This window comes from Falsiroseomonas bella, from assembly GCF_003173615.1.
Lineage (GTDB): Bacteria > Pseudomonadota > Alphaproteobacteria > Acetobacterales > Acetobacteraceae > Falsiroseomonas > Falsiroseomonas bella.
This window is the reverse complement of the sequence record NZ_QGNA01000006.1, coordinates 270039-284491: the sequence shown is the minus strand read 5'-3', so window position 1 is coordinate 284491 and position 14453 is coordinate 270039. Positions and strand designations below refer to the sequence as shown.

The 14453-nt window shown below is 73.1% G+C and carries 11 protein-coding genes; 5 read left to right on the top strand and 6 right to left on the bottom strand.

Annotation, left to right across the window (positions count from 1 at the left end):
• Window positions 1-70: 70 nt before the first annotated feature.
• The 3 genes from DFH01_RS24695 to DFH01_RS24685 are packed head-to-tail and all read left to right on the top strand — an operon-like array spanning window position 71 to window position 4082.
• Window positions 71-763, top strand: coding sequence for a phosphoribosyltransferase (locus tag DFH01_RS24695; protein ID WP_109873174.1), 693 nt, complete (start codon window positions 71-73; stop codon window positions 761-763).
• Window positions 760-2319, top strand: a complete 1560-nt coding sequence (locus DFH01_RS24690; RefSeq protein WP_109873173.1) for an ABC transporter substrate-binding protein — start codon at window positions 760-762, stop codon at window positions 2317-2319. The genes DFH01_RS24695 and DFH01_RS24690 overlap by 4 nt, the downstream gene beginning before the upstream one ends.
• On the top strand, window positions 2316-4082 hold the full coding sequence (locus DFH01_RS24685; RefSeq protein WP_109873172.1) for an adenine deaminase: 1767 nt from the start codon (window positions 2316-2318) through the stop codon (window positions 4080-4082). Before DFH01_RS24690 ends, DFH01_RS24685 begins: the two co-directional genes overlap by 4 nt.
• Here DFH01_RS24685 and DFH01_RS24680 read toward each other — a convergent pair.
• Genes DFH01_RS24680 through DFH01_RS24665 form a run of 4 tightly spaced genes read right to left on the bottom strand, consistent with a single transcriptional unit; the run spans window position 4079 to window position 9091 of the window.
• Window positions 4079-5248, bottom strand: a complete 1170-nt coding sequence (locus DFH01_RS24680) for an OpgC family protein (protein ID WP_109873171.1) — start codon at window positions 5246-5248, stop codon at window positions 4079-4081. The genes DFH01_RS24685 and DFH01_RS24680 overlap by 4 nt on opposite strands.
• Before the next feature lie 54 nt (window positions 5249-5302).
• On the bottom strand, window positions 5303-6481 hold the full coding sequence (locus tag DFH01_RS24675) for a mandelate racemase/muconate lactonizing enzyme family protein (protein ID WP_109873170.1): 1179 nt from the start codon (window positions 6479-6481) through the stop codon (window positions 5303-5305).
• The gene (locus tag DFH01_RS24670; RefSeq protein ID WP_109873169.1) at window positions 6478-7383 is read right to left on the bottom strand and encodes a dihydrodipicolinate synthase family protein; all 906 of its coding nucleotides are present in this window, start codon (window positions 7381-7383) and stop codon (window positions 6478-6480) included. The genes DFH01_RS24675 and DFH01_RS24670 overlap by 4 nt, the downstream gene beginning before the upstream one ends.
• A gap of 19 nt (window positions 7384-7402) precedes the next feature.
• A complete protein-coding gene (locus tag DFH01_RS24665; RefSeq protein ID WP_109873168.1) occupies window positions 7403-9091 on the bottom strand; it encodes an SMP-30/gluconolactonase/LRE family protein in 1689 nt (562 codons plus the stop codon).
• Between the two features lie 101 nt (window positions 9092-9192).
• On the opposite strand from DFH01_RS24665, the gene DFH01_RS24660 reads away from it, so the two are divergent.
• Both DFH01_RS24660 and DFH01_RS24655 read left to right on the top strand, forming a co-directional pair.
• The gene (locus DFH01_RS24660) at window positions 9193-10179 is read left to right on the top strand and encodes a Bug family tripartite tricarboxylate transporter substrate binding protein (protein ID WP_233256264.1); all 987 of its coding nucleotides are present in this window, start codon (window positions 9193-9195) and stop codon (window positions 10177-10179) included.
• 120 nt (window positions 10180-10299) lie between these two features.
• Window positions 10300-10998 (top strand): Bax inhibitor-1/YccA family protein, encoded by a 699-nt coding sequence (locus DFH01_RS24655; protein ID WP_109873167.1) that lies wholly within the window; start codon window positions 10300-10302, stop codon window positions 10996-10998.
• A 104-nt stretch (window positions 10999-11102) separates the two neighbouring features.
• On the opposite strand, the gene DFH01_RS24650 is transcribed toward DFH01_RS24655, so the two are convergent.
• Together DFH01_RS24650 and DFH01_RS24645 are read right to left on the bottom strand one after the other, a co-directional pair.
• Entirely contained in the window at window positions 11103-11990 is an 888-nt protein-coding gene (locus DFH01_RS24650) for a transglutaminase family protein (RefSeq protein WP_109873166.1), read from the bottom strand.
• Window positions 11987-14425: a circularly permuted type 2 ATP-grasp protein gene (locus tag DFH01_RS24645; RefSeq protein ID WP_109873165.1), complete on the bottom strand. Its 2439-nt coding sequence runs from the start codon at window positions 14423-14425 to the stop codon at window positions 11987-11989. Before DFH01_RS24645 ends, DFH01_RS24650 begins: the two co-directional genes overlap by 4 nt.
• Window positions 14426-14453 lie beyond the last annotated feature (28 nt).

Genomic DNA, 14453 nt, shown 5'->3' with positions numbered 1-14453 from the left:
AGCGGGCCGCCGGTTGCGGTCCGTGCAGGCAGCATGCCACGCTGCGGCGCAGCCACCCAGCCGAGACCCGATGGAGTTCTGGCAGAGCTTCGTGCCGCGCGCCGCGCCGCCGCGCGCCTGGACAACGACCTATGACGCGCCGATGCCGGATGGCAGCGCGCTGCGGCTGCCGCTGCGCGACCTGGGCGAGACGGCGGTGGCCGGCTTCGTGGCGAACCAGGCGAGCTTCGGGGTGGTGCGCCGGCTCTCGGCCTGGATGACCGAACTGGCGCGGACCTTCGGCGCGGAGGTTGTGGTGGGCCTGCCCACCCTCGGCCAGGTCTTCGCGCCCGCCGTCGCGGAGGCGCTGGGCCATCCGAACTGGGTGGCGCCGGGCTGGTCGCGCAAGCGCTGGTACGAGGAGCGGCTGAGCGTGAACGCCGCCTCCATCACCTCTCCGGTGGAGCGCCGGCTCTGGCTCGATCCGCGGCTGCTGCCGCGCCTCGTGGGGCGGCGCGTGCTGCTGGTGGACGACGTGGTCTCCACCGGCGGATCGGCGCGCGCGGGCCTCGCGCTGCTGGCCGCGGCCGGCGTGACGCCGGTGGCGCTGCTGGTCGCGATGATCCAGGGCGACCGCTGGGCCACCGACTGGCCGCACGACATCCCGCTGCGTGCCGTCTTCGCCACGCCTCTCTTCGCGCGCGCCGACGACGGCTGGGTGCCGGCGCCAGGCAGCGCGCGCCACGATCTCTGCCCCCTCATGCCCAAGGATATCGCCGCATGAAGATGCGTGCCGCCCTGCTCGCCGCCACCCTGCTCGCCACCCCGGCGATTGCACAGGACAATTTGCGCATCGGCGTGGAGGCGGGGCCGACCAGCCTCGATCCGCATTTCGCCAGCCTGATCACCAACATCGCCTTCAGCAGGCATGTCTTCCAGCCGCTGATGGAGCAGGACCACCAGCAGAACCTGCGCCCGGCGATCGCCACCGCGATGCGCGTGATCGACGACACGACGTGGGAGGTCACGCTGGATCCGCGCGCGCGCTTCCACGACGGCGCGCCCGTGACGGCGGAGGACATCGCCTTCACCATCGGGCGCGCCGGGGACGTGCCGAACAGCCCCTCGAGCTTCCGCTACGCGACGCGGCCGATCGCGGCGGTGGAGGCCGTGAACCCGACGACGGTGCGGATCCGCACGCACCAGCCGACGCCGCTGCTGCCGAACTTCCTGGCGCTGGTCATGATCGTGTCGAAGAAGCACGGCGAGGGGGCGACGACGGCGGACTACAATGCCGGTCGCGCGATGGTGGGCACCGGGCCGTTCCGCCACGTCTCCTGGCAGCCCGGCAGCCCGGTGGTGATGGAGCGCAACCCGGATTTCGCTGGCGGCGCGCCGGCCTTCGCGCGCGTGGAGTTCCGCCCGATCGTCAACCCCGGCGCGCGCGTGGCGGCGCTGCAGGCGGGCGACGTGGACCTGATCGAGATCGTGCCGCCCGACCATTTCGCCCGGCTGCGCACCGACCAGCGCTTCGCGACGGCGGAGAGCCCGTCCAACCGCCTCATCTTCCTGACCCTCGATTCCGACCGGGAGACCAGCCCGCATGTCCGCGCCAAGGATGGCGGCCCCATCGCCAATCCGCTGCGCGACGCGCGGGTGCGCCGCGCCCTGAGCCTGGCGATCAACCGGGAAGCGCTTGTCAGCCGCATCATGCAGGGCCAGGCGCTGGCGGCCGGCGACCTGGGCCCGCCGGGCTATTTCGGCACCTCCCCCGACCTGACGCCGCCGCCCTTCGACCTGGAGCAGGCGCGTCGGCTGATGGCGGAGGCAGGGCTGCCGAACGGATTCGCGGTGCAGGTGAACGGCCCGAACGACCGCTTTCCGAACGACGAGCAGATCGTGCAGGCGATCGCGCAGATGTGGACGCGGCTCGGCCTCACGACGACGGTGGAGACGCGCACGCGATCGGTCTGGCTGAGCGAGGCGGCGCAGCTGAAGTATTCCGTGAACCTCGCGGGCTTCTCGCCGAACCCGGAGATCCTGGGGATGCTGGAGACGCAGATCCATTCCTGGAATCCGCAGCTCGGCCTCGGCACGGCGAATCGCGGGCGCTTCAGCAACCCGGAGATCGACGCGATCATCCAGCGCGCGCGCACCACCATCGACAACGAGCAGCGCCGCGCGCTGACGCAGCAGGCGACGCGCATGGCACTGCGCGACCAGACGGCGCTGGTCCCGCTGTATTTCCAGGTGAACACCTGGGCGATGCGACGCGGCATCACCTATGTGGCGCGGACGGACGAGATGACGCTCGCCTTCAGCGCCGGCCGTAGCCGATGAACGATCCGGTGGACGCCGCGATCCGTGCGCGCGCCGTTCAGGCGGCGCGCGGCGCGGCGCCCTTCGACCTGCTGCTGGCCGGCGGCACGGTGGTGGACGTCGCGACCGGGGAACTGCGCGCGGCGGATGTCGGGATCGTCGGGCCGCTGATCGCGAGCGTGCATCAGCCGGGCACGCGCGAGGACGCCGCGGCGGTCGAGAGTGTCGAAGGAAAATTCCTCGCGCCGGGCTTCATCGACAGCCACCTGCATTACGAAAGCAGCCTGATGGCGCCGGCGGACTATTCCGCCACGGTGGTGCCGGCCGGCACCACCACCTGCGTCTGGGACCCGCATGAGCTGGCCAACGTGCTGGGCCTGCCCGGCGTGCGCTGGGCGATCGAAGCGAGCCGCGGCCTGCCGCTGCGCACGCTGATCGCCGCCCCCTCCTGCGTGCCCTCCGCGCCGGGCCTCGAGATGGCCGGAGCCGCGTTCGGCGCGGCGGAGATGGCCGAGATGCTGTCCTGGCCGGAGGTCGCGGGCGTCGCGGAGGTGATGGACATGCCGGGCGTGCTGCGCGGCACGGCGCATATGCGCGGCATCGTCGGCGCGGGGCTGGCTTCCGGCAAGAACGTCAATGGCCATGCGCGCGGCATGCGCGACGCCGACCTGCAGGCCTATGCGGCGGCCGGCGTCACCTCCGACCACGAGGTCACCGACGCCGAGGATTTCGTCCAGAAGCTGCGCGCGGGGATGACAGTGGAGCTGCGCGGCAGCCATGACTACGTGCTGCCGCATGCGCTGACGGCACTCGCCGCGCTGCCGATGCTGCCGCCGAACCTCGTGCTCTGCACCGACGACATCTTCCCCGACGAATTGCTGGAGAAGGGCGGCATGCGCGACACCATCGCGCGCGTCATCGCGCGCGGTGTCTCGCCGATCGCGGCGATCCGCCTCGCGACGCTGCATGCGGCGATGCGGCTGAAGCGCGACGACCTCGGCCTGGTCGCGCCTGGGCGGCAGGCGGATATCGTTGTTCTGTCCGAGCTCACGACGGTGGCTGTCGAGCGCGTCTTCACGGCGGGCAGGCTCGTGGCGCGCGATGGAAAGCTGCTGACGCCGCCACCGCGCACGGCAGGGCCGCGCGACACGATGCGCCTGGCGCCGCAGCCGCTCGAGGCCTTCCAGCTTCGCCCGAACGGGGTGGCGGATGGCAAGGCGCGGCTCCGCAAGGTGGTGGGCGCGCGCTTCGTGAGCTGGGGCGAGGCGGAGGTCGCGGTGCGCAACGGCGTGGCGGTGGTGCCCGAGGGCCATGCGCTGATCACCATGATCCATCGCCACGGCCGTGCGCCCGCGGTGCCGCGGACCTGCCTGACGGATGGCTGGGGCGCGCCGCGCGGCGCCATCGCGACCACCATCGCCCATGACAGCCACAACCTGTTGGTGCTGGGGCGAGAGGCCGCCGACATGCAGGCGGCGGCGAACGCGCTGATCGCCTGCGGCGGCGGCATGGCGGTGGCCGAAGGCGGCCGCGTGACGGCGCTGCTGCCGCTGCCCATCGCCGGGCTGCTGGCCGAGACGCCGCCGGAGGAGACCGCGGCGAACTTCGCGGCGCTGCGCAGGGCGGCCGACCGGGTGATGGATTGGCACCCGCCCTTCCGCATCTTCCGCGGACTGACCGGGATCGCGTTGGCGTGTAATCCGGGGCCGCATCCGACGGATCTCGGGATCTCGGATGGAACCACCGGGGAAGTGTTCGATCCGGCGGAGGTTCTCGCGGGTTAGCTGCGGGGCTCCGCCCCGCGCCCCGCCGGGGAGCATGATGCTCCCCGGGCCCCTGCCTTCAGGGGGCGCTGGGATTCGCGCCAGACAGCGAAAGCGGTCAGCACGACGACGCCGGCGGGGATAGCGAGCAGGTCGATCCACCAGGCCTGCGCCGGCAGTTCGTGCAGCGCGGCGGCGACCCACCAGCTCAGGAACAGGCCGACGCAGAAGACCTGCAGGCTGTGCCGGCCGATCACGCCGAGCAGGCGCGGCACCAGGCCGTGCATCCAAGGCGCGTCGCGTGGCACCAGCGCGGCCACCAGCCAGGCGAGCGCCAGCGCGTGCAGCAGGCGCAACGGGCCGAGCCGGGACTTGTCCGACAGCGCCTCCACCAGCGCCGAGGGGGGCGCCACCACGCCCTGCAGGCCGAGCCGCACCCAGAGCCCGACCGCCAGCAACAGCGCCGCGGCGACGAAGACCGCGGGGTAGCGCGGCAGCGGCGGCTCGCCCAGCAGCGCGCGACGACCGACCCAGGCGCCGAGCATGAACAGCACCTGCCAGGCGAAGGGGTCGAAGGTCAGCCCCGTGCCGCCCAGCACCAGCGGCTGCAGCCCGAACACCTGCGTGGCGAGATAGAGCCCGAAGGGTACCAGCAGCGCCCGGTCGCCCACCCGCTCCAGCAGCCACAGGAAGGGCGCGAGGCCGATCATGCAGACAATGAAGATCGGCAGGATGTCCATGAAGCTCGGCTGGTAGAGCAGCGCCAGCGCGGCCGGCACCGCGAACCAGGGCTCGGTCATCAGCCATTTCCAGCCGCCATACTCCACCGCGCCAGGCAGCGGCACGAAGCGCTCGGCCCAGATCACCATCGCGCCGAACAGGGCGAAGACCACCAGATGCGTGAGGTAGAGGCGCCAGATCCGGCCGGCGAGGTCGCTTGATGCCGCGGCGAAGCCGTCCCGCACGCGCTTCAGCGTGAAGACGGAGCCGAGCGCCAGGCCGGACAGCAGCACGAACTGCTCCGAACTGTCCGAGATGCCCCAGGCGGCATTGATGCCGAAGAAGAAGACGCTGGCCTGGGCATGGCTGATGAAGATCGAGACCTGCATCCAGCCGCGCAGCACGTCCAGGCGGACGTCGCGCGGCGGACGGACGAGCGGCCGGGCAGATGAGACGGGTCGCGCCATCGCGCGGCGTTCCTCGCTGGGTTCGCCCCGTCTTCGCCCGGCCCGGGGCGGAGGTTACGCCCCGATCCGCGCGAGCAGGTCCTCCGAGGGCTCGACGCCGAGGCCGGGGCCGTCCGGCAGGGTGTAGAAGCCCGCCTCGCACGCCATGTGCCGCGTGCCTGTCGGGCGGGTCAGTGCCAGGTTCGGCGCGAAGATGCTGTGCTGGTATTCGTGCCAGGGGAGGTTCTGCAACGTCGCGGAGGCCTGCAGGCTTGCCGCCATGAAGATCCCGACGCCGATCGTCGCATGCGGCATCACGGCCACGTGATTGGCCTGGCACAGCGCGCCGATGCGGACGAATTGCGTGATGCCGGTGCGGCCCATCTCGGGCTGGCCGATGCCCATGCAGCGCGCGGCGAATCGCGGCTGCCATTCGTGGACGGTGCGCAATTCCTCGCCGAGCGCCACCGGCACGCCGACGCCGCGCGCGACCTGGGCAATGCCCTCGATGTCCTCCGGCGCGCAGGGGGCCTCGGCGAAGGCGAGGCCGTGCGGTTCCAGGCGGCGGATCAGGCGGATGGCGTCGGGCGCAGTGTGGCGCCAATGCAGGTCGGCCATGATCCGCGCCTGCGGGCCCAATCCCTCGCGCAGTGCAGCGATCTCGGCCTCGGCGCCGTCATCGGCGACGACGGCGGCGAATTTGAAGCCGCCGAAACCCTTGGCCTGCCAGTCGCGCGCGAACTCCACGCGCTCGGAAAGCGTCGCCTTCGGCAGGCCGGAGACATAGGCGGCGATGCGCTCGTGCCGGCAGCCGCCGAGCAGGGTGGAGATCGGCGCGCCGAGACGCTTCCCGAGCAGGTCCCACAGCGCGATGTCCACCGCGGCCAGGCTGTCGAGATAGAAGCCGCCGAAGAAGCCGCGCACGCGCATGAGGTCGTACAGGTCCTCGTGGATCACCGCGGGCGCGAAGGGATCGCGGCCTTCGAGGACCGGCGCGAGCACGTCGTCCACGATGGCGCGCACGGCTTCCGGGGCGACGATTCCGTAGGTCTCTCCCCAGCCGGTGAGGCCCTTTTCGGTGTCGATCCGCAGCAGCACGGAGCGGTCGGCGGTGGGGTAGAGGGTGCGGTTGCCCTGGCGGACGATGTAGCCACGGCGATTGACCGTCTCGCCCGCGCGCAACGGGCCGAGATAGGGCACGTCGCGCGGGATTTCCGCGACGTAGGCGGTGACCCGTTCGATCCTGTCGGTCATGGGACGTGCATCGTCATGGCGGGCTTCGCGGTCGCGATCAGCTCGCCAATCTCGGCCACGTCGCCCTCGTCCAGCTTCGGCCCGGCGGCGCGCGCGCCGGTGTGGGTGAGCAGGCCGCGGCGCTTCAGCACCTCCTTCGTGGCGCGCACGCGGAAGGTCATCTGGAAGGCGAGCAGCGGCAAGGTGAGGGTGTAGATGCGACGCGCCTCCGCGCGGTCGCCGCGCTGCCACGCCTTCCACAGCGCGACATGCGCATCGGCGAGTTCCAGCGCCGGCATGGTGCCGCAGGCGCCGCGGGCGAGCTCGTCCAGGATGAAGCGCGCGCCGGCGCCGCCCATCACGCCGTCCAGCGTCGTCGCTGCCGCCAGGATGCGCGTGACGTGCTGGCCGCAGGGCAGCGTTTCTTCCTTGACGTAGCGGATGGCGGGGACTTCCGCGGCGATGGCGGCGACCTTCTCCGGCGGCAGGCCCGCGCCGTTCGGCGCGGGGGCGTTCTGCAGCATGATGACGACGCCGGGCGCGGCCTCCGCGACCGCGCGATAGAAGGCGACATGCTGCGCCACGTCCTGGCCGCAGCCGGGCGGCGCCATGATCATTGCGGCCACCGCGCCCGCTGCCTGCCCTTCCCGCGCGCGTGCCGCGGATTGCGCGGGATCGGCGTGGGAGGCGCCGACGACGAAGGTGGTGCGGCCGCCGAGGTGCTTTCCGAGCGCCGCGACCATCTGCGCGCGTTCCTCGGCGGAGAGTGTCTCCACCTCGCTCGCCATGCCGGGGAACACCACGCCGTCCACGCCGGCCTCCAGCGCGAAATCGGCAAGCCGCAGGAAGGCCGCGACATCGGGCGGCCCTTCCGGCGTGAAGGGCGTGGGCAGGACGGGAAAGACGCCGGCGATCTGGGTCATGACTCGCAAAAGACTCCGGTCAGGCGCGGAAGGAAGATTCGGGCAGGCCGCGCGCGCCGCCCGGATCGAGGGCGAAGACGCTGCCTGAGAGCGGCGCCTCCGCAAGCTGCGCGGCGGAGAGGCGCACGCGCGCGCTGGTGACATACAGCGTCGCGAGATCGGCGCCACCGAAGCAGCAACTGGTCGGGCGCGGCACGGGCAGGTGGATCTCGCGGTCGAGGCGGCCATCGGGCGCGTAGCGCGCCACGCGCCAGCCATCCCAGAGCGCGATCCAGACGCCGCCCTCTTCATCCACGGCCAGGCCATCGGGCACGCCCTCGCCTTCTGCCAGCGCGACGAAGGGACGGCGGTTGGCGATGGCGCCGGTGGCGAGGTCGAAGTCGAAGACATCCACCCGGCGGCGCGCGCTGTCGGCGAGATACAGGCGCGTGTCGTCGGGGCTGAAGCCGAGGCCGTTCGGCACATGCAGACCGGCCTGCATGACGCGCGCGCCGGTCTCGTCGAGGCGATGCAACGCGCCGGCGTCTGGCGTGGAGTCGAGCGCGAGGCTGCCGACCCAGAAGCGGCCGCGCGCGTCGCATCGCCCATCGTTCAGGCGCAGCGCCGCGCCTTCGGCGATGGGTGCGGCCAGCACAGGGCCGAGCGTCGCACCGTCGAAGGCGCGCAGGCCGGATCGCGCGGCGGCGACGAAGCCGCCCGCGGCGCGCGGTGCCAGCGCGGCGACCATCTCCTCCGTCGCGACGACGCGGTCGGCACCGGTGGCGGGATCGCTGAGGTGGATGGCGGGTGCGAGGATGTCCACCCAGAGAAGCCGTTGGTCCGCCGGCGACCAGAGCGGGCCTTCGCCGAGCAGCGCCTCTGCGCGCACCGCGACCTCGACGCCCGGCGAGACGCCGGCGGGGCGCGGCGCGACCGCGAGCGTCATCGCCGATTGCGCGGCGTTGCCGGAGACGCGGCGCGCCGCCTCCATCACCTCGCGGCCGAGGGCATGCAGCTTCGCCTCCGGCAGCCGGAAGGCCGGGCCGACGAGCGCGATGGCGCCGAGCGGGCGGGCGCGGCGGTCCAGCACCGCGGCGGCCACGGCATTCACGCCAGCCGAGGCTTCCTCGAGCGAGAGCGCATAGCCGCGCGCGGCGGAGAGGGTGCAGTCGCGCTCGATGGCGTCGGCGGCATCCGGCGCGAGCCGATCCAGCATCGCGCGGCGCTCGGCGGCGGGAAGCTGCGCGAGCATCGCCTTGCCCGCCGCGCTCGCATGCGGCGGCACGCGGGCGCCGACGCGGTTGACCAGGCGGATCGCCTCCTGCTCGGCTTCGCGCTGGTCCACATAGAGCACGCCGTCGCCATCCAGCACGGCAAGCCGCGCCGTCTCGCCGGCCAGGCGCGCGAGGCGTTCGAGTTCCGGCGCGGCGGTGGCGCGCAGGTCGAAGCCTTCCCAGACGCGATGCGCCATCTCCATCAGGCGCGGGCCGAGGGCGTAGGTCTGCGTCGCGGGCTCGTGGCGCAGCAGCCGCGCCTCGGTCAGCGCGGCGAGGATGCGATGCGCGGTGGGGCGGGCGAGGCCGGCGCGCTCGGCGATCTCGCTGAAGCGCAGCGGCGCGGGTGCGTCGGCGACCAAGTTCAGCAGCGCGAGGCCGCGCGTCAGCGCCTGGGTGCCGGGAACGGCGACGCCATCCTCCTCCGCTTCGGCCGGGCGCGGGCGTGGGCGCATGATCCTCCTGCGCGCGCGGTTGACCCGCCTGTCGCGTGTCCATATCGTGGAACCAAGTTCCACGCGTGACAAGCCGCGGAACGGAACCGGAGGAAAGCCCGATGCGCGCCACACGTCGCCACGCCCTGATGCTCGGTCTCGGCGGCCTCGCCATGCCGGGCCTCGCCCGCGCGCAGGAGGCCTGGCCGTCGCGCAACATCCGCTTCATCGTCCCCTTCCCGCCCGGCGGCGCGGCCGACCTGGTGGGGCGCATGCTCGCGGCGCATTTCCAGTCCGCGCTCGGGCGCTCCGTGGTGGTGGAGAATCGCGGCGGCGCGGGCAGCACCATCGGCGTGGATGCGCTCGCGAAATCCGCGCCGGATGGCTACACGATCGGGCTGATCAACATCGCGGCGAACGCCATCGTGCCCGCGGTGCGGCGCCAGCCCCTGCCCTATCGGCCGGTGGACGACTTCGCGCCGATCTCCAACCTGGCGGTGACGCCGGCACTGCTTCTGGTGAACCCGCAGAAGCTGCCGAATGTGAACACGGTCGCCGACCTCGTGGCGGCGGCGAAGGCGCGGCCGGAGGCGATCAATTTCGGCTCCTCCGGCGTCGGCTCCTCGCTGCATCTCGGCATGGAGCTGTTCATGGCGAAGGCCGGCATCCGCATGACGCATGTGCCCTTCGCCGGCGGCGGGCCGCTGCTGCAGGCGCTGCTGGCGGGCACGGTGGATTGCTCGCTCGACGTCGCGGCGACGACCGCGCAGCTCATCCGCGACGGCAAGATCCGCGCGCTGGCCACCACCGCGCCCACGCGCATGCCGAGCTACCCGGACCTGCCGGCGCTGAACGAGACCTATGCGGGCGCCGAGCTCGCCTCCTGGCACGGGCTGGCCGCGCCCGCGGGCACGCCGGCGCCGATCCTGGCGCGGCTGTCGGCCGAGACGCAGGCCTTCCTGCGGATGCCGGAGACGATCGAGCGCTACCGCACCACCTACCTGGAGATGCCGCAGCAGACCACGCCGGAGGCCTTTCGCGCGTTCATGGTCCGCGAGCTGGCGACCTTCCGGGAACTGGCGCGGGCGCAGAACATCGTGGTGGAGTGACGGGGCGCGCCGCGGCGCACGCGCCGCGGCATCCTTGCCGTGTTGTCATCCGTCGGGGGGTTCACTGGCGCGCAGGCGGGCGCAATCTCCGTCCCGGAACGCCAACCGGGAGTACCCCCGATGTCCTATTCGATGCGCGATCCCTCGCGTGGTGCCGTCGCAGGCCGTGACGAGGGGCTGCGCGCCTTCTTCGTCGCGGTCTATGCCCGCATGGGCATGGCGCTGGCCGTCAGCGCCGCGACCGCGCTGATCGTCGCCTCCTCGCCCGCGCTGCTGCAGGCGATCTTCGGCACGCCGCTGCACTGGGTGGTGCTGCTGGCGCCGCTGGTCATGGCGCTGTTCATGGGCCGCGCGATGCTCAATAGCACGCCCGCCGGCGCCACCGGCTGGCTGCTGGTGTTTGCGGCGGTGATGGGCGTCACGCTCTCCGCGATGCTGATCATCTACACCGGCGAGAGCGTGGTGCGCGCGCTGCTGATCACCGCCTGCACCTTCGGCGCCGCCTCCCTGGTCGGCTACACCACCGGGGTGGATCTCTCGCGCATGGGCGGGATCCTGATCATGGCGGTGATCGGGCTGGTGATCGCCGGGCTGGTCAACCTGTTCCTGCAGTCGAGCGGCCTGCAGTTCGCCATCTCCGCGCTCGCGGTGCTGGTGTTCACCGGGCTCGCGGCCTGGGACACGCAGCGGCTGCGCGTGATGTATCTGCAGAATGGCGGCGCGCCGGCGCAGATGGCGGCACTCGGGGCGCTCAGCCTCTACCTGGACGTGGTGAACATCTTCGTCGCGCTGCTGAGCCTGACGGGGCAGCGGCGCTAGCGCCTGATCCGCGGAGGCGGAATCGGCGAATCGCCGAAGCGGCTAATCAGTCGCTCGAACCAAGCCTGCGGCGTGATCCGAGAAAGTGGATCACGCCGCAGGCGCTACGCCTCCACCAGGTCCACGCTGACCTCCAGAGTCTGCCGGCCGCCGCCGAGCAGGATGCCCTGCACAGGGCTGATGTCGGCATAGTCGCGGCCCCAGGCGAGCAGGACATGCTCGTCCTGCACGACCAGGTCGTTGGTGGGATCGAGGTCCACCCAGCCATGCTCGGGGCCGAGCCAGCAGCCCACCCAGGCATGGCTCTGGTCCGCGCCCTGGCGTCGCTTCTGGCCGGGGGGCGGACGCGTGCGGACATAGCCGGAGCAGTAGCGCGCCGGCAGGCCGAGCGCGCGCAGGCCGGCGATCATGAGGTGCGAAAAATCCTGGCAGACGCCGGCGCGCAGCGCGAGCACCTGCGCGACCGGCGTCGAGATCGTCGTCACGCCGGGACGGAAGGCGAAGTCGCGCTTGATGCGGGCATTGAGGTCGAGCAGCCCCGCCAGCACCGGGCGCCCCGGCGGGAAGCTCTGCGCGGCATAGGCGCCGGCGCCGGCATCATTCGGAACGAGCGCGCTCGGCAGCGCGAATTCCGCGGCGCGGAAACCCTCGGGCCGCGTCGCGGCGTCGCGCACCGCTTCCCAGGGGGGCGTCGCGGCGGCCGGCGGCGGCGGGGCGAAGCCGACATCCAGCACCGCCTCCAGCACCACTTCCAGCGAGGCATGCGGCGCCTCGATGGAGAGCCAGGAGACGCCGTTGCCGAAGTGGTCCTGGCCCTCGGTGCGGTAGGCCGGCGTTGGCGAGACCTCCAGCGCCATCGCCTCCACCACCTGGCCGGGCAGGCTGCGCGGCGTCAGGTGCAGCAGATGCGCGGCGATATCCACCGGCGCGGCGTAGCGATAGAGCGTGGCGTGGCGCAGCGCATAGCGCGTGCTCGTCGCGGCGAGCGTCACGCGCCGGCCTCCGGCTCGTCCTCGCCGAGCACGCGCGCGCGCACATGCGAGACATAGCGCCGCGCCACGGCGTCGGAGAGCGAACCGACCTCGTCCTCCAGCGCGAAGAGCGCGCCCGGCAAGGCGGCGGCAGCGGCATTGCGGTCGGCGGCGAGCAGCACCTCGTCCACCAGCGCCTGCGGCCGCGCGGCGAGCGCGGCGGCGGTCGCGGCGAGGCGGTCCTCCACCTCGCCGATCTCCTCCAGCCGCTCGGCCACGGCGTTGAGCTGGAAGCCGAGGGCGCGGGGATTGCCGGGATCGGCCAGCACCAGGTCGAGCACGGGCGCGGGCTGCACGGCGCCGAGGTAGCGCGCGCGATAGGTCAGGGCGGAATCGCAGAGCTCCAGCGCGAGGCGAAGCCCGGCCTCGATGCGCGGCGCGGGCTCCGACAAGGCGTGGCCGACATTGCGCGCCGTGGCCTGGGCGCGCTCGATCCGGCGACCGAGGTCGAGGAACATCCAGGCGCCGCCGCGCACCATGTTCTCGGCGGCGAGGCCGGAGAGGTTGGTGCAGGCGCGGATGATCGCGGTCGCCATCCCGGCCAGGGAATCCAGGCTGGCCGCCTGGGCGAAGCGGTCGCCTTCCTGGCTGAGCTGCGCGAGCGTCGCCCACATGTCGTGCGTCAGGCGGTCGCGCACCGCGGATTGCGGCCGCTCCACCGCTTCCAGCAGATGCGCCAGCGCGCCGCCGGGGCCCGCGGCGGCGACGAGCGCCCGCGGCAGCAGCGCGCCGTCGGGCGGGCTGGCGGCGGCATCGGCGCCGAGCACGCCGGCGGCATGCAGGCAGCGGGCAAGCGCGCGCATCTCGGCCAGTTCGCGCGGCAGGGCGGCGCCGCGCAGCAGGCGCATCAGCAGGGCACGCGTCAGGCGGGCGGCGGATTCCAGCCGTTCCAGGTAGCGGCCGAGCCAGTAGAGCTCATCGGCGACGCGGCTCGGCAGCTCGCCGGAGGAGCGGCGGATCGGCAGGCTGGCGACGCGCGGCAGGGCGGGGCCGACGATGTCGGTGCTGTCCTCGGCCAGCACCCAGACATCCTTGGCGGCGCCGCGCCGGGTGGGCGGGCCGGCGATGCCCTCCTCCCCCGTTCCGGCCAGCACATGGGCAAGGCCGCCGGGCATGGTGTGCCAGGCGCCGGCGCCGTCGCTGGCGAGGAACATCCGCAGCACCACGGGCGCGGGAGCGAGCCGCTCGCCGACCAGGCAGGGCGCGGCGGAGGGGAGCAACGGGCGGGTGGCGGCGTGGCGCCAGGGCTCGGCCGTGCCCGGGCCGGCGAAGGCTTCCAGCGCGCCGAGGCGCACCGGACGGCCCGGGTCGAAGGCGGAGCGCAGACGCCAGGCATCGGGCGTGGCCAGCACATGCTCGCGCGCGGCGGGATCGCCGAGCCAGAGCGTCTCCATCTGCGGCAGCGCAAGATCCTCGTCCAGCAGGGTGCGGGCGGCGGCTGGGAGATAGGGGGCAAGGCCCGGCGCCTCGGCGACCATCGAGCCGGGCGCGTTGACCATGCGCACCGCGCCTTCGCGCAGCGCGCCCATCAGGCCGGGCACGCCGGCGCCGTGCTGGAATTCCAGCGGGTCGCACTGGTCGCCCTTCACCCGCCGCAGGATCACGTCCACCCGGCGCAGGCCGCGCAGCGTCTTGAGGAAGACCTCGCCACCGCGGACGGTCAGGTCGCCTGGCTCGACGAGTTCGAGGCCGAGCTCGCGCGAGAGGAACAGGTGCTCGAGCCAGGTCTCCTGGCGGACGCCCGGCGTCAGCAGCGCGATGCGCGGGTTGTCCACGCCCTCCGGCGCCAGGCCCTGCAGGGCGCCGACCCAGGTATCGAAGAAGGGCCGCAGCGCGCGCACCTGCATGGCGCGGAAGGCCTCCGGCAGGGCGCGGCCGAGCAGGGTGCGGTTCTCCGCGGCGAAGCCGACGCCGTTGGCGCCGCCGCAGCGATCGGCCAGCACATGCCAGCGCCCGTCGGGGCCGCGCAGCAGGTCGGCGCCGTAGAAGGTCAGGCGCGGGAAGGGCTTGCGGGCCGGCGCGCGGCAGGGGCGGAGGAAATGCGGGTTGGCGTAGATCAGGCGCGCCGGCAGCGTGCCCTGTTCCAGCAGGCGCTGGGGCCCGTAGAGGTCGTCGAGCAGCGCCGAGAGCAGGCGCGCGCGCTGCGCGAGGCCGGCTTCCAGCGTGGCGAATTCCGGGGCGGTGAGCAGCAGCGGCACCGGGTCGCAGCGCCAGGGGCGGCGGGTGCGGCCCGGCTCGCCCTCGGCGGCCGCTTCCAGCACGGTGGCCACGCTCTCCTCCTCGAAGGCGCGGTCGAGGCGGCGGGCGCGCTCGGCGAGCTGCGGGTAGCCGAGGGCGGAGAAGGCGCCGAGCAGCGGCCGCCAGGGCGCGCGGATGCGGCCCTGGCCGTCCACCATCTCATCGAGCTGGGGCGGGGCGGATGCC

What these genes read in the sequence shown, in the direction of transcription:
- DFH01_RS24655 (WP_109873167.1), top strand. Translation starts at nt 10,300, where the DNA reads ATGTCCTATTCGATGCGCGATCCCTCGCGTGGTGCCGTCGCAGGCCGT.
- DFH01_RS24645 (WP_109873165.1), bottom strand. Translation starts at nt 14,425, where the DNA reads ATGGTGGACGGCCAGGGCCGCATCCGCGCGCCCTGGCGGCCGCTGCTC.
- DFH01_RS24685 (WP_109873172.1), top strand. Translation starts at nt 2,316, where the DNA reads ATGAACGATCCGGTGGACGCCGCGATCCGTGCGCGCGCCGTTCAGGCG.
- DFH01_RS24670 (WP_109873169.1), bottom strand. Translation starts at nt 7,383, where the DNA reads ATGACCCAGATCGCCGGCGTCTTTCCCGTCCTGCCCACGCCCTTCACG.
- DFH01_RS24690 (WP_109873173.1), top strand. Translation starts at nt 760, where the DNA reads ATGAAGATGCGTGCCGCCCTGCTCGCCGCCACCCTGCTCGCCACCCCG.
- DFH01_RS24660 (WP_233256264.1), top strand. Translation starts at nt 9,193, where the DNA reads ATGCGCGCCACACGTCGCCACGCCCTGATGCTCGGTCTCGGCGGCCTC.
- DFH01_RS24665 (WP_109873168.1), bottom strand. Translation starts at nt 9,091, where the DNA reads ATGCGCCCACGCCCGCGCCCGGCCGAAGCGGAGGAGGATGGCGTCGCC.
- DFH01_RS24695 (WP_109873174.1), top strand. Translation starts at nt 71, where the DNA reads ATGGAGTTCTGGCAGAGCTTCGTGCCGCGCGCCGCGCCGCCGCGCGCC.
- DFH01_RS24680 (WP_109873171.1), bottom strand. Translation starts at nt 5,248, where the DNA reads ATGGCGCGACCCGTCTCATCTGCCCGGCCGCTCGTCCGTCCGCCGCGC.
- DFH01_RS24675 (WP_109873170.1), bottom strand. Translation starts at nt 6,481, where the DNA reads ATGACCGACAGGATCGAACGGGTCACCGCCTACGTCGCGGAAATCCCG.